This window comes from Roseovarius sp. B-10, from assembly GCF_056859295.1.
In genome coordinates, this window is the sequence record NZ_JBSXOE010000020.1 from 26253 (window position 1) to 39566 (window position 13314).

Genomic DNA, 13314 nt, shown 5'->3' on the forward strand with positions numbered 1-13314 from the left:
CCAGACGCACGAAACCCGGCACCGGGCCGGGTTTCGCAACTCTTGAGGGATGGCGTCACACCAGATGCGACGCCCGGCAGCGGACAAAATAGATGATGCCACCCAGAAGTGCCCCGATCACCCAGGCATAGCCCGAAAGCTGGCCAAGCGCAGGCACCCAGACCGTCGCCACCGAAAACACTGCCGCAATGGCAAAGGCGAAGAGCGCATTGCGGTTCCAGCCGCCGGTGTAGTGGTAGGTGCCGCCTTCCATATTATAGAGATCGTCGCGCTTCAGCGCCTCCTTGCGCAGCAGGTAGTAATCCACGATCATGATGCCGTAGATCGGGGCCAGCGTCGCGCCGAGCGTGTTGACGAAACCGCTGATGCCGAACTCGCTGATAAAACTGGTCCAGAACCCGCCGATCACGAGGGCAAAAACCGACGTGATGAGACCCGCCTTGCGAAACCCGATCTTCGACGGCGCAAGGCTCGCGATTCCGTTCACCGCCGGGATGAAATTGGCCACCAGGTTGATACCCACCGTCGCCGCGAAGAAGGTGATCGCGGCGATAACGCCCAAAAGCACGCTGTCGGTGCGCCCGACGATCTCGGTCGGGTTGATGATCGCCTCGCCGTAAACCACCGCTGCCCCCGCCGTGGTCAGCAGCGCCAGCGCCGAGAACAGGATCATGTTGAACGGCAGCCCCACGAGGTTGCCCACCACCATCGCGCGCTTGTCACGGGCATAGCGCGAGAAGTCGCTGAAGTTGATCATCACGGCCGCGAAATAGGCCACCATAGTGCCGATGATCGCGATGAAGCCGTTGAATTCCGTGGCCCAGGTCGCCTCTGGATTGGCAAAGATCGTCTGCGCCTGCGACAGAAGCTGGCCGTCGGATTTCACCCACAACACCGCCAGAAGGCCCATCATCACCAGGTAGACGAAAGGCCCGGCAATGTTGAGAAAGGTCTCGACCCAGTTCATTCCGCGCCAGAAAATGACAATGTGAAACGCCCAGACCAGCACGAACGAGAGCCAGTCGATGCCCGTCAGGCCCAGCACTTCGGCCCCGCCGGTGACGCCCGTCACGGACCGTATCAGCAGCGCCAGCGCGGTCGAGGCGAAATAGACCTGCACGCCGTACCAGAACACCGCCACCGTAGAGCGTAGCACCGCCGGAAGCATCGCCCCCGCCGTGCCCATGCTGGCGCGCGCGAAGACCGGATAGGGAATACCGTATTTCTCGCCCGCGGCGCCCGAGAGGTTGACGAGGAACATCACGAAAAGCCCCGCGCAGATGAGCGCGGCAAAGGCGGTCCAGCCGCTCACCCCGTAGGAGATGAACAGCGACGCCACCAGCGAATAGCCAAATAGCGATTGGATATCGTTCGCCCAGACGTTGAAAATGGCGAACCAGCTCCAGGTTTTGTCCTCTGGCGCCACGGGATCGAGCGTGTCGTCGGCCCCCTGTGCCACCTGTCCGTCGAGTGTCATGGTCTGCATGTCTTAACTCCCTGATAAGGCCGCGCGCGGCGATGTGGATGGCTGTGTCCTTTGGAATCCCGCCGTGATCGCACCTGTTATATTGCATCTGAAATGTTAGATGTTATGTTAGCAATTGATAATATGTGAATCGCGAAAGGACTTTCAAAACTTGCAAGACAATGACGTCGCCACCTTCGAGTCCTCGCCGCGCGGGACCGCGGCAGAGGGCCTGACCGAGCGGGCCCACCAGGCCCTGCTCGCGCGGTTGCGTGATGGGCGACTGTCGAGTGGCAGCTTCCTGTCCATGCCGATGCTGGTCGAAGAGCTCGGCCTGCCGATGGCCGCCACGCGCGAGGCCGTCAAGCGTGCCGAGGCGAGCGGACTGCTCACCATCCTGCCCAAGCGCGGGATCACGGTGATGGATGCCGGGCCCGAGACGACGCGCGAATGCCTGGAGTTGCGCGCCATGTTCGATTGCGAGGGCGCGCGGCGCATCATCGAGACTGGCGCCCCCTTCCCTCTCGCCGCGCTGCGCACGGCGCATGAGCACCTGCGCGACGAGGCGGCGGCAGCGATGACCGCCGATCTGCCGGGGCGCGCGATCCGCACCGACCTGTCACTGCACGACGCGCTGGCCGCCGGGCTCGGCTCTGCCCTCGCCCGCAGGCTCTATGCCGAGAACCGTGACCGGATCGCGGTGATCCAGAACACGCGGCCCTTTCTCGCCGACCGGGTCGCCTCTGCCATGCGCGAGCATCTCGCGATCCTCGACGCGATCGACGCCGCCGACACGGCCCGCGCGGCGCACGAAATCCGCGAGCACCTGCGCCACACGCTGCGCTGGTGGGGTATCTATCCCGAGTGACCCGTCCGCTCAGGCGGTGCGCTTGTGGCGATTCTCGACGTCCATCGCGTATTCCGCGAGCCGCAGGTTAAACCGCTTGGACAGGTTGCCCTTCGCCAGCTTCATGGACTGGATCATCAGTCGACCCGCCAGGTTGCGCGGCGTAATGCCCAGATCAACGCTGAGCCGCGTGCGGGCGCGCGACAAAGAAACGAGTTCGACCCGCATCAGCGCTTCAACTGTGGCCGCCTCGGCCCCGAGAACGATCCCGTTTGGCGGATCGAGCTCGCATAGTCGCAGAGAAAGGTCGCGCATCCGTCCTCGCAGCTTGAACCGCGACTGCCATGTCATGCCGACACCCGGCTCCGCCATCGTATCGGTGCGCTGCACGTCCGCGCCGCGACGCATGGCCCCGCGCTCGAACCGCTTGAAATCCGTGATCTCGGCAAACACCTGATCGATCGGTGCCTCGATGTCTTCCCTGCCTTTGAACTGCATTCTCACCCTGCCCTTGACGCGCCTGCCGTTACCGTGCGCCGCGTGACAGTCTCGCTTCAATCGAGCCTGTCGGCAAGCCAGTTCTTGAGCAGGAAATGCGCCACCGCGCCCTCGCGGGCGGGCAACACCTGCGGGTGCTCTCCGGCAAAGGCGGCCAGCATTTCCTCGCGGCTCATCCAGCGCGCGTCCGCGATCTCGTAGGGGTCGATGGCAATCTCGCGGCTCAGGGCCTCTCCGCGACAGCCCAGCATCAGCGACGCCGGGAATGGCCACGGCTGGCTGGCAAGATAGTCCACCCGGCCCACGCGCACGCCCGCCTCCTCCCAGACCTCGCGGCGCACCGCGGCCTCGACCGTCTCGCCGGGTTCGATAAACCCCGCAAGCAGCGAATACATCCCCTCCGGCCAGCCGGGCGACCGCCCCATCAGCACGGCATTACCAAGGGTCACCAGCATGATCGCCACCGGGTCGGTGCGCGGAAAATGCTGCGCGCCGCAATCATCGCAGGCCCGCTGCCAGCCCGCCCGGATCATCCGGCTCTTCGCACCGCAACGGGCGCAATGGCGATGGCTTTCGTGCCAGCCGAAGATCGCCTTGGCGGTGGCCGCGATCTCGGCGTCGCGCGGCGAGAGCCGGGACATCACGCGGCGCAATTCGGCAAACACAGTGCCTTCGGGCAGGTCGGGATGCACCTGCTCCGTGGCGTCGAGAAAACTGTCGAGCTGTTCCGGATCGAGGCCCGGCGGCACCCATGCCGAGATGTCGAAGGCAAAGAGCGGCTCACCGCCGTCGTCGCGCCCAATCAGGATCGGCGGCACCTTGTAGCGCGCCAGCACCGGATGATCGCAGCGCATCGGCGCCAGCCCATCGCGCCCCTCGCCCGCCAGCAGCGGCTTGCCGCGCCACAGCACCGCAGCCTGCGCACGGCCAGCCGCCAACGCCGCGTCGAGCGTGGCGCTGTCCCCGCGCAGATCATCCGCCCGATCAAACCCCGAGCCGCCGAATGTCACATCTTCCGCGCACCGCATCCCTGCCTCCTTCGCCCCGGCCCCTTACTGTCACCGGCAAGGGCCGGGGGGCAAGCCGGGAGATCACGCGTGCACACGAATCCGAGAAGATCAACGAATTCAATCTTTGCGGTATTGTGCCGCCATTTACACACCATAAGATAAAACAAGCATCATCCGTGCTACGCAGAGGCTCGGCACACCCGTTTATTCTTCCAACGAGACGTTCGCATTGTTCCAACCGCTCACAGCCCCCGACCCACAAATCCAGGGCCACCCCGAGACCACGCTGCGGATTCTCGCCACCTCGGACGTACACGGCCACCTCCTGCCATACGATTATTTCAATGGAAAAACGGATGCCGGACAAGGCCTCGTTCGGCTGGCGACACTCGTCCATCGGGCGCGGGCCGAGATGGGCGAGGACAATTGCCTATTGCTCGACAACGGCGATTTCCTGCAAGGCACGGCACTCACCGACCTGACCGCCCGGCCCGGACATGGCTGGCGCGGGCACCACCCCGTGGTCCGCGCCATGAACCACATGCACTATGACGCCGCGACGCTCGGCAATCACGAATTCAACTTCGGCATCGACTGGCTCGAAACCACCCTGACGCAGGCCCGGTTTCCGGTGATCTGCGCCAATGCCGTGCGCGCCCTCGGGGCCACGCCGCGGCACGACACCCCGTTCCTGCCACCCTTCACCATCCTGCACCGCACCCTGCAAGACCGCGACGGGAACGCGCGCAACCTGCGCATCGGGGTGATCGGCCTCACCCCACCGCAGGCCACCACTTGGGATCACGGCCATCTCACGGGGCGACTGGCGCTGCGCGACATGGTCGAGACCGCCCGCGCCTGGCTCCCCGCGATCCGGCGCGCCGGGGCCGACGTGGTGATCGCGCTCGCCCATACCGGGATCGACGCAGGGCCAGACCGGCCGATGATGGAGAACGCGGCGCTGGCGCTGGCGCGCCTGCCCGGCCTCGACGCGCTTATCGCCGGACACAGCCACCGCCGCTTTCCCGACCCCGGCCACCGGGGAACGCCCGGCGCCGATATCGGGGCCGGCACGCTGCACGGCACGCCTTGCGTCAAACCCGGATTTGCCGCCTCGCATCTCGGGATGATCGACCTGCACCTCGCGCACACCCGCGATGGCTGGCACGTCACCGGGCACCGCACCACACTGCACGCCGCCAGCACGGTCGCGCCCTGCCCTCAACTCGGGCGAAGCCTGGCGCGCGCCCATGCCCATACGCTGCGGTTGACTCGCCGCCCCCTCGGTGAAAGCCGCGCGCCGCTGCACAGTTATCTCGCGCTTGCGCGCGACGATCCCGGCCTCGCGCTTGTCAACGCCGCCCAGCGCGCCGCCCTCGTCGCCGCGCTCAAGGGCACCGCCCATGCCGGGCTACCGGTCCTGTCGGCCTCGGCTCCGTTCAAGACCGGCGGACGCGGCGGCCCGGGCCACTATACCGATATTCCCGCAGGCCCCTTGCGCCTGCGCCATCTCGCCGATCTCTACGGCTTTCCCAACACGCTTTGCGGCCTGTGTGTCACCGGGGCCATGCTGCGCGACTGGCTCGAACGCGCGGCGATCTGCTTCAACCGGATCTCGCCGGGGGTGGCAGATCAGCCGCTCCGGAATGCGAATGTCCCGGGCCATGTATTCGACGTGATCGACGGGCTTAGCTACACCATAGACCTCGCGGCGCCGGCGCGCTACGACCTCTCGGGCACGCTCATCGCCCCCGACGCGCGACGCATCCGCGACCTGACCCATGACGGTCGCCCGGTGCGCGACGCGGATCGCTTCGTCATCGCCACCAATTCCTACCGCGCATGGGGCGGCGGCCCATTCGAGGCAATGGCCGGGCACGCGCTCGTTCACAGCGCCGAGCGTCCCATCCGCGAGATCCTCGCTGGCCATGTCGCCGCGACCGGCGTTGTCGCGCCCGCGCCACGGAAAACGTGGCGCTTCGCCCCCATGCCGCCCAATACCTCGGTCCTGTTCGTCACCGGCCCGGGACTGCGCGCCTATCCTTCCGATATCGCCGCGCTCGGTGCCGAGGATATCGGAATGGATGACAGGGGTTTCCTGAACCTGCGCCTGCCGCTCGACAGCACGCACACCCTTGCGAATCCGCGCGCGCACGCCTATATCCGGGATCGAGAGGTTGGCGCGGGCAGGCACCTCGCCAACCCGGTCAGATCCGGAAGGAAGCAGCCGTAACGAGCCTCGCTTGGGTCGTTGTCAGCCTCTCACCCTTTTCCCTCAGCACCAGCCTTGGCCCAGGCCAACTGCGCCTCGGTCTCGACCGCGCAGGGCCGCACAGCGCGCAGCCGGGCCAAGGCCGCCCCCGGCGTCTCACCCGCCTCCACCATGAGCCGCAGCACCGCCATGCCCGAGCGCCCGCACCCGCCCCGGCAATGCACCAGTACCCGGCCGCCCCCGGCCAGCGCCGCCAACGCGTCGGCCCGCGCCCGCGTCCAGTTCCCCGCCTGTGCTGCGTCCGGCACACCGAAATCCGCGACCGGCACGCCGATCCAGCGCGCGCCCGATGCCTGTACATCGAACGCCAGTCCGCCCGCCCCCGCGGCAACCATCTCGGCCTCGGTTGTCAGCGAGATCACCAGCGCCGGGCGCCAGTCCCGCAGATGCGCCATATCGGCGCCATAGGCCCCGCCCGCACCCGGCACCGGCGCCAGCGCCAGCGTGCCGCCGCCCACGTGCAAGGCATGGATGACAAAGTCACTCATGGCACCCTCCCCCTCACCCGAGTTTCTGCAACCCACGGCGAAAAGCAAGGTGGACGCGTCCCCGGCCGGGCCTTACCCTGAGCCCGTCATCCGAATCCGGCAGGTGCCCCGCATGTCCCGATCCCCCGATACCGGCTACCAGGTCCTCGCACGGAAATACCGCCCCGAGACCTTTGCCGACCTCGTCGGGCAGGATGCGATGGTGCGCACGCTGAAAAACGCGTTCCAGGCCGACCGCATCGCGCAGGCCTTCATCATGACCGGCATCCGCGGCACCGGCAAGACGACCACGGCGCGCATCATTGCCAAGGGGATGAACTGCATCGGTCTGGATGGCAACGGCAGCCCGACGACCGACCCTTGCGGGCAATGCGAGCATTGCGTGGCGATCATGGAGGGGCGCCATGTCGACGTGCTCGAGATGGACGCGGCCAGCCGTACCGGCGTGGGCGACATCCGCGACATCATCGAGAGCGTGCATTACCGCGCCGCCTCGGCCCGCTACAAGATCTACATCATCGACGAGGTGCACATGCTCAGCACCTCGGCCTTCAACGCGCTGCTCAAGACGCTCGAGGAGCCGCCAGCGCATGTGAAATTCATTTTCGCCACCACCGAGATACGCAAGGTGCCGGTCACCGTGCTGTCGCGCTGCCAGCGGTTCGATCTGCGCCGGATCGAGCCCGAGGCGATGATCGGCCTGTTGCACCGGATCGCCGACACCGAAGATGCGCAGATCACCGACGAGGCGCTCGCCCTCATCACCCGCGCCGCAGAAGGCTCGGCCCGCGATGCCACCTCGCTGCTCGATCAGGCGATCAGCCACGGCGCGGGCGAAACGACCGCCGACCAGGTCCGCGCCATGCTGGGGCTGGCCGATCGGGGCCGGGTGCTCGACCTGTTCGACATGATCCTGCGCGGCGACGCGGCGGGCGCGCTGTCGGAACTCGGCGCGCAGTATGCCGAAGGGGCCGACCCGCTCGCCGTAATGCGCGACCTGTCAGAGATCACGCACTGGATTTCCGTGGTCAAGATCACACCGGACGCCGCCGACGACCCCACCATCGGCCCTGACGAGCGCGCCCGCGGGCAGGAGATGGCGGCAAAGCTGCCGATGCGTGTTCTCACCCGCATGTGGCAGATGCTCTTGAAGGCGCTCGACGAGGTGGCCGAGGCCCCGAACGCGATGATGGCGGCCGAGATGGCCGTGATCCGGCTCACCCACGTGGCCGACCTGCCCACGCCCGAGGATCTCGTACGCCGCCTGTCGGACGGCCCGACCCCGGCCCCGGGCGGTGGCGGCGGTGCACGCCCGCAGGCGCAGGGCCAGGGCGAACCAGCGCAGGGCACCCCGCTGCCCCACCCCACCCATGCCGCACCGCAAGGCCCGCGCGCGCACGGCGGCGGGCAGGTGACGGCCCGCGCGCCAGCGACGCAGGAGGCGCTTGCCGGATACCCCAGCTTCGAGCATGTGCTCGAGCTCATCCGCGCCCATCGCGACGCGAAGCTGCTGATCGAGGTCGAGGGCTGCCTGCGCCTCGCCGCCTATCGTCCCGGGCGGATCGAATTCACCCCCACCCCGGACGCACCCGCCGATCTCGCGCAGCGGCTTGGCAGCGCGCTGCAACGCTGGACCGGCGCACGCTGGGCGGTCAGCCTCACGAATTCCGCCACCACCCCCACCCTGCGCGAGGCCCGCGAGGCCGAGGAGAACGCGCTCCGAGAGGAGGCGCGCGACCACCCGCTGGTCAAGGCGGTGTTCGCGGCCTTCCCCGGCGCGAGCATCACCGGCATCCGCACCGCCGAGGAAATCACCACCGAGGCCGGCGCAGAGGCGTTGCCCGAGGTCGAGGACGAATGGGATCCGTTCGAAGAGGATTGACCTGACTGCTTGTCCGTGGCCTTTCGCGCACCGATATGGTTCAAGACGACTTCTATTACTCCGGCCCGCCCGCACGCGGGCCCCGATCCAGAGGAGATCACATCATGTTCAAGGGTTTGGGCCAGATGGGCGACATGGCCAAGATGATGAAGGCCGCGCAGGAAATGCAGGAGAAGATGGCCGCGCTGCAGGAAGAGATGCACGACATCATGGTCGAGGGCGAAAGCGGCGCGGGCCTCGTCAAGGCGACATGCACGGCCAAGGGCGAGCTGAAATCCCTCGACATCGACCCCTCGATCTTCAACGCCGATGACAAGGAAGTGGTCGAGGACCTGATCCTGGCCGCGATCAAGGATGCGCAATCCAAGGCCAGCGAGCGCGCACAAGAGGAGATGGGCAAGATCACCGAGGGCATGGGCCTGCCCAAGGACATGAAGCTGCCGTTCTGACACGCGATCTTCATCTTTCCGGCAATACTCTCGCGCGACAGGCACCCGCCATCGAAACGGATCCGACGATTGAGCAGCACCCGAGACATAGACGCCCTCATCGACATGATGGCACGCCTGCCCGGCCTCGGGCCGCGCTCGGCCCGGCGCGCGGTGCTGCACATGATCCGCAAGCGCACACTGTTGCTCACCCCGCTCGCCGACCTCATGCAGACCGTCGCCGCCACTGCGCGTGAATGCGCACGCTGCGGCAATATCGGCACCACCGAGATTTGCGACATCTGTGCCTCGCCGAAACGCGCGCAAGGTCAGATATGCGTGGTCGAGGACGTGGCCGACCTGTGGGCGATGGAGCGCGGGCAGGCGTTTCGCGGGCGCTATCATGTGCTGGGCGGCACGCTCTCCGCGCTCGATCAGGTGGGACCCGAGGCCCTGCGCATCCCGCAACTCGTGGCGCGCGTAGCCGAGGAGGAAGTGACCGAGGTGATCCTCGCGCTCAACGCCACCATGGATGGGCAAACCACCGCCCATTACATCGCCGATCAGCTTGACGGCACAGTGACGCTCACATCGCTCGCACAGGGTGTTCCCATCGGCGGCGAACTGGATTATCTCGACGACGGAACGATCGGCGCGGCGTTCGCGGCGCGCAAGTCGATCTAGACACCATCACCGCGGCATCCCCTGCCGCCTGCTATCCGATAGGCCGCCATGACCCCGCTGGCTCTCGCTACCAGTTATCTTCTGTTTCTCAATCTCGTGACCTTCGGACTGTTCTGGTGGGACAAGCAATGCGCCATTCACCGGCGTTGGCGCGTGCCCGAGAGCACGCTACTGACGCTGTGCCTCGTCGGCGGCGCGTTCGGGGCCAAGACCGGGCAGGGCGTGTTCCGCCACAAGACCCGCAAGGAGCCGTTCCGCACCTCGCTCAACGCCATCATCGTACTGCATATCGGTCTGGTGTCGGCGCTGGTCCTGCCGGATTTCCGGGCCTCGGTCGTGACCGTGCTGAGGGATGCCTCGAGCGCGCTATTCGGCTGAGCAGCGCCCGCCCGCACCAACCCTCAGGCGCGCTCGACCAGCACCGACCCCACCGAATAGCCCGCCCCGAACGAACAGATCAGCCCCTTGTCGCCAGGGTTGAGATCGTCGGAATACTGCGAGAACGCGATGATCGAGCCAGCCGAGGACGTGTTGGCATAATCCTGCAGGATGTTGGGCTGCTCGCCCGGGTCGGGTACGCGCCCCATCACCTTGCGACCGATGAAATCGTTCATCGTCTTGTTGGCCTGGTGCAGCCATAGCCGTCGCAGATCGCCCGACGCCACCCCCACCGCGTCGAGATGCTCCGCGATATGCGCCGAAACGAGCGGCAGCACCTCCTTGAACACGCGGCGCCCCTCCTGAACGAAAAGCATGTCGCGCCGGTCCTCCATGTGGCCGGGCCGGGTGCGTCGCAGAAAGCCGTTGTTGTTGCGGATATTGTTGGAGAATTTCGTGGCGCAGCGGGTCGAGAGGATGCGGAAATGCGGCGCGCGCGCCTCCTCTGCCGCCTCGATCACCAGCGCCGTGCACACGTCGCCAAAGATGAAATGACAGTCCCGGTCGCGCCATTCCAGATGCCCCGAACAGATCTCGGGGCTGACCACCAGCGCGCGCCGCGCACTGCCCGCGCGGATCATGTCCGCCGCCGCCTGGATACCGAAGGTCGCCGAGGAGCACGCCACGTTCATATCGAAGGCAAAGCCGCCCGCGCCGAGCGCCTCCTGTATCTCGATGGCGATCGCCGGATAGGGCCGCTCGTGGTTCGACGCGGCACAGATCACCAGGTCGATTTCGCCCGCCTCGCGCCCCGCCTGCGCCAGCGCCGTCCCGCAAGCCTCCAGCGCGATCTCGGTCATGATCCCCGGCTCGTCATCGCTGCGCTCCCGCAGGATCGGATGCATCACTTCCGGGTCGAGCACCCCAGCCTTGTCCATGACATGCCGACGCTCGATCCCCGAGGCATTGAGAATGAACTCAGGCGAAGACGGCGCCTTGGCCTCTACCTCCCCGGCTGCGATCGCATCGGCGTGGGCCGCATTGAACGCCTCGGCATGGGCATTGTAGGCCGCCACCAGTTCCTCGTTGCTGATGACCTGCGGCGGCGTGAACACGCCCGATCCCGTGATCGCGGGCTGCACCATGAACCTCTCCCCCAGAGTTTCCCGCCAGATCAACGCAGCCGCGCGCCAAGGTCAAGCGCGACGTCGCGCAAGACCACCCGGATTCACCTTTCCCGAAATACTCAATTCACCGGGTTGGGCGGGTCTTCTCCGGCAAAAAAGGCGCGCAGGTTCTCCACTGCCAGCAGCCCCATCGCCTCGCGCACCTCCAATGCAGCGGTGCCCAGATGCGGCAGCAGCGTCACGTTCTCCATCTTGCGCAGCACCTCGGGCACCTCGGGCTCGCGCTCGTAGACATCGAGCCCCGCGCCCGAAATGCGCCGCTCGCGCAGCGCGTCGATCAGCGCCGCCTCGTCAACCACGTCGCCGCGTGCGATGTTGATTAGATGCGCCGTGGGCTTCATCGCCGCCAGCACCTCCGGCCCGATGATTTTCCGCGTCTCGGCTCCACCCGGCACGGCGGCCACGAGGAAATCGGCTTCTGAGGCCAGCGCCTCGATACTCTCCACCTGCCGCGACGGGATATCCACCGCCTTGGCAGAGCGGTTGTAATAGAGCACCTCCATGCCGAAACCGTGATGGCAGCGCCGTGCAATGGCCTGCCCGATGCGCCCCATGCCAACGATCCCAACCGTCTTGCCGGTGACATGGGTGCCCAGCATCTGCGTCGGGTTCCAGCCGGTCCAGCGGCCCGCGCGCAGCAACCGCTCGCCCTCGCCCGCTCGGCGCGCGCTCATCAGGATCAGCATCATCGCGATATCGGCGGTGGCATCGGTCACAGCGCCCGGCGTGTTGGTGACGGCAATCCCCGCGGCGCGCGCGGCGGCCACGTCGATATGATTGTAGCCCACCCCGAAATTGGCAAGAATCCGGCAGCGGCTTCCCTCCGCGTCCTCGAACACCTCCGCCGAGAACATGTCGCCCAGCGTCGGCAGGATCCCGTCATAGAGCGCCAGCGCGCCTCGCATCTGCCCGGGCTTGAGGGGCGTGTTTTCCTCGCGCATCTCCACATCGAAATGCGTCTCTGCCTCGGCCACCACCCGCGCGGGCATGGGACGTGTAATGAGAATCCGTTTCAATGCAGCCTCCCGCCTTCGGGCACGTCCTTGTCCGGCGCGATCAGCACTACTTCGCCCGCGGCATCGCTCAGCCCCAGCACCAACACCTCCGAGACGAACTTGCCGATCTGCCGGGGCGGAAAGTTGACCACCGCCAGCACCTGCCTCCCGACGAGCGCGTCGGGCGTGTAATGCGCCGTGATCTGCGCGCTCGATTTCTTCTCACCGATCTCCGGGCCGAAATCGACCCAGAGCTTGATCGCGGGCTTGCGCGCCTCCGGATAGGGCTCGGCACGGGTGACGCGGCCCAACCGGATATCGACCTTGAGAAAATCGTCGAAACTGATCTCAGCCATCGCGTAGCTCACGCGAACGGTCGGCAGCGGCGGCGACCGTGCGTGCCATCAGCGGCGGCAGGCCGGTGGCCTCGTCCATCAGCACTTCCAGCCCCGCTTGCGTGGTGCCATTGGGGCTTGTCACGTTCTTGCGCAGCTCTGCGGGCGTCTCGTCGGCGGCCTCGGCCAGCGCACCGGCGCCTGCGACGGTGGCCTGTGCCAGTTGCATCGCCAGCGCAGGGGCCAGCCCCTGCGCCTCGCCCGCCCGCGCCATGCACTCGATCATGTGAAACACGTAGGCCGGTCCCGAGCCCGACAGCCCGGTGACCGCGTCCATCTGATCCTCGCTCTCCAGCCGCACCACCTGTCCCACCGCCCTGAGCAGCGCCTCGGTCGCGTCCAGATGGGCGGGCGTGGCGTGGGCGTTGCCGATGATCGCAGTAATCCCGCGCCCCACCGCAGCGGGGGTGTTGGGCATGGCGCGCACGATTGGCGTGGCCGCGCCCAGCATCTCCTCGCAGGTGGCGATGGTGGTGCCGGCGGCCACCGACACGAACAGCGTCGCGCCGTTGCCATAGCCCCTGAGCGTCGGCAACGCGTCGGCCATCATCTGCGGCTTGACCGCGATCAGCACCACGCCCGGGTCGGGCGGCAATTCGGCGTTGACGTTCACGCCCGCCGCGCCCAGCCACTCCGCCGGGTGCGGATCGACAACGTGCACCGCGCCCGGCGTCAGCCCGCCATCGAGCCAGCCCTTCAGCATCGCGCCGCCCATCTTGCCGCAGCCAAGAAGCACGAGGCCCCGCTCGCCGATCTCTTCCTTCGTCATGAACCCCTCCCGCGCC

13 protein-coding genes, 1 other RNA gene and 1 pseudogene are annotated in these 13314 nt (G+C 66.9%); 7 read left to right on the top strand and 8 right to left on the bottom strand.

Going from position 1 to position 13314, the window contains the following annotated elements:
- Nucleotides 1-55 precede the first annotated feature (55 nt).
- Nucleotides 56-1477 (bottom strand): NCS1 family nucleobase:cation symporter-1, encoded by a 1422-nt coding sequence (locus AC13D8_RS02975; protein ID WP_482967585.1) that lies wholly within the window; start codon nt 1475-1477, stop codon nt 56-58.
- 160 nt (nt 1478-1637) lie between these two features.
- Between AC13D8_RS02975 and AC13D8_RS02980 the strand changes: the two genes are divergently transcribed.
- The gene (locus AC13D8_RS02980; RefSeq protein ID WP_482967550.1) at nt 1638-2333 is read left to right on the top strand and encodes a GntR family transcriptional regulator; all 696 of its coding nucleotides are present in this window, start codon (nt 1638-1640) and stop codon (nt 2331-2333) included.
- A 9-nt stretch (nt 2334-2342) separates the two neighbouring features.
- Here AC13D8_RS02980 and AC13D8_RS02985 read toward each other — a convergent pair whose 3' ends face one another.
- Complete coding sequence (locus tag AC13D8_RS02985) at nt 2343-2810, bottom strand: SRPBCC family protein (protein WP_104020339.1); 468 nt, start codon at nt 2808-2810, stop codon at nt 2343-2345.
- Between the two features lie 56 nt (nt 2811-2866).
- Nucleotides 2867-3838, bottom strand: coding sequence for an NAD(+) diphosphatase (gene nudC, locus AC13D8_RS02990; protein ID WP_482967551.1), 972 nt, complete (start codon nt 3836-3838; stop codon nt 2867-2869).
- A gap of 211 nt (nt 3839-4049) precedes the next feature.
- Between nudC and AC13D8_RS02995 the strand changes: the two are divergent.
- Together AC13D8_RS02995 and ffs are read left to right on the top strand one after the other, a co-directional pair.
- A pseudogene (locus tag AC13D8_RS02995) lies at nt 4050-5879 on the top strand (bifunctional 2',3'-cyclic-nucleotide 2'-phosphodiesterase/3'-nucleotidase); the annotation flags it as partial.
- 111 nt (nt 5880-5990) lie between these two features.
- An RNA gene (ffs, locus tag AC13D8_RS03000) (signal recognition particle sRNA small type) lies at nt 5991-6088 on the top strand.
- Here ffs and AC13D8_RS03005 read toward each other — a convergent pair.
- Complete coding sequence (locus AC13D8_RS03005; RefSeq protein ID WP_482967552.1) at nt 6083-6580, bottom strand: protein-tyrosine phosphatase family protein; 498 nt, start codon at nt 6578-6580, stop codon at nt 6083-6085. The genes ffs and AC13D8_RS03005 overlap by 6 nt on opposite strands.
- 112 nt (nt 6581-6692) lie before the next feature.
- Here AC13D8_RS03005 and AC13D8_RS03010 point away from each other — a divergent pair, with 112 nt between their 5' ends.
- The 4 genes from AC13D8_RS03010 (at nt 6693) to AC13D8_RS03025 (ending at nt 9952) form a co-directional block, all read left to right on the top strand.
- Nucleotides 6693-8462 carry a DNA polymerase III subunit gamma/tau gene (locus tag AC13D8_RS03010; protein WP_482967553.1) on the top strand — a complete coding sequence of 590 codons (1770 nt, stop codon included), beginning with the start codon at nt 6693-6695 and terminating at the stop codon, nt 8460-8462.
- Between the two features lie 104 nt (nt 8463-8566).
- Complete coding sequence (locus AC13D8_RS03015; protein ID WP_482967554.1) at nt 8567-8911, top strand: YbaB/EbfC family nucleoid-associated protein; 345 nt, start codon at nt 8567-8569, stop codon at nt 8909-8911.
- Between the two features lie 69 nt (nt 8912-8980).
- Nucleotides 8981-9574 (top strand): recombination mediator RecR, encoded by a 594-nt coding sequence (recR, locus tag AC13D8_RS03020; protein ID WP_104020344.1) that lies wholly within the window; start codon nt 8981-8983, stop codon nt 9572-9574.
- 48 nt (nt 9575-9622) lie between these two features.
- Nucleotides 9623-9952, top strand: a complete 330-nt coding sequence (locus tag AC13D8_RS03025) for a DUF1294 domain-containing protein (protein ID WP_482967555.1) — start codon at nt 9623-9625, stop codon at nt 9950-9952.
- A gap of 23 nt (nt 9953-9975) precedes the next feature.
- Here the strand turns inward: AC13D8_RS03025 and AC13D8_RS03030 are convergent, their stop codons facing one another.
- From AC13D8_RS03030 to proC, 4 genes are all read right to left on the bottom strand, one after another.
- Nucleotides 9976-11097: a beta-ketoacyl-ACP synthase III gene (locus tag AC13D8_RS03030; protein ID WP_482967556.1), complete on the bottom strand. Its 1122-nt coding sequence runs from the start codon at nt 11095-11097 to the stop codon at nt 9976-9978.
- A 101-nt stretch (nt 11098-11198) separates the two neighbouring features.
- A complete protein-coding gene (locus tag AC13D8_RS03035) occupies nt 11199-12155 on the bottom strand; it encodes a 2-hydroxyacid dehydrogenase (RefSeq protein ID WP_482967557.1) in 957 nt (318 codons plus the stop codon).
- Entirely contained in the window at nt 12152-12490 is a 339-nt protein-coding gene (locus tag AC13D8_RS03040; protein WP_482967558.1) for a tRNA-binding protein, read from the bottom strand. Before AC13D8_RS03040 ends, AC13D8_RS03035 begins: the two co-directional genes overlap by 4 nt.
- Nucleotides 12483-13298, bottom strand: coding sequence for a pyrroline-5-carboxylate reductase (gene proC / locus AC13D8_RS03045; RefSeq protein WP_482967559.1), 816 nt, complete (start codon nt 13296-13298; stop codon nt 12483-12485). Before proC ends, AC13D8_RS03040 begins: the two co-directional genes overlap by 8 nt.
- Between the last annotated feature and the right edge of the window lie 16 nt (nt 13299-13314).

Excerpts from the sequence above, each read along its gene's own strand:
- AC13D8_RS02975 (WP_482967585.1), bottom strand. The coding sequence starts at position 1,477 with ATGACACTCGACGGACAGGTGGCACAGGGGGCCGACGACACGCTCGAT.
- AC13D8_RS02985 (WP_104020339.1), bottom strand. The coding sequence starts at position 2,810 with ATGCAGTTCAAAGGCAGGGAAGACATCGAGGCACCGATCGATCAGGTG.
- nudC (WP_482967551.1), bottom strand. The coding sequence starts at position 3,838 with ATGCGGTGCGCGGAAGATGTGACATTCGGCGGCTCGGGGTTTGATCGG.
- AC13D8_RS03005 (WP_482967552.1), bottom strand. The coding sequence starts at position 6,580 with ATGAGTGACTTTGTCATCCATGCCTTGCACGTGGGCGGCGGCACGCTG.
- AC13D8_RS03010 (WP_482967553.1), top strand. The coding sequence starts at position 6,693 with ATGTCCCGATCCCCCGATACCGGCTACCAGGTCCTCGCACGGAAATAC.
- AC13D8_RS03015 (WP_482967554.1), top strand. The coding sequence starts at position 8,567 with ATGTTCAAGGGTTTGGGCCAGATGGGCGACATGGCCAAGATGATGAAG.
- AC13D8_RS03025 (WP_482967555.1), top strand. The coding sequence starts at position 9,623 with ATGACCCCGCTGGCTCTCGCTACCAGTTATCTTCTGTTTCTCAATCTC.
- AC13D8_RS03030 (WP_482967556.1), bottom strand. The coding sequence starts at position 11,097 with ATGGTGCAGCCCGCGATCACGGGATCGGGCGTGTTCACGCCGCCGCAG.
- AC13D8_RS03040 (WP_482967558.1), bottom strand. The coding sequence starts at position 12,490 with ATGGCTGAGATCAGTTTCGACGATTTTCTCAAGGTCGATATCCGGTTG.
- proC (WP_482967559.1), bottom strand. The coding sequence starts at position 13,298 with ATGACGAAGGAAGAGATCGGCGAGCGGGGCCTCGTGCTTCTTGGCTGC.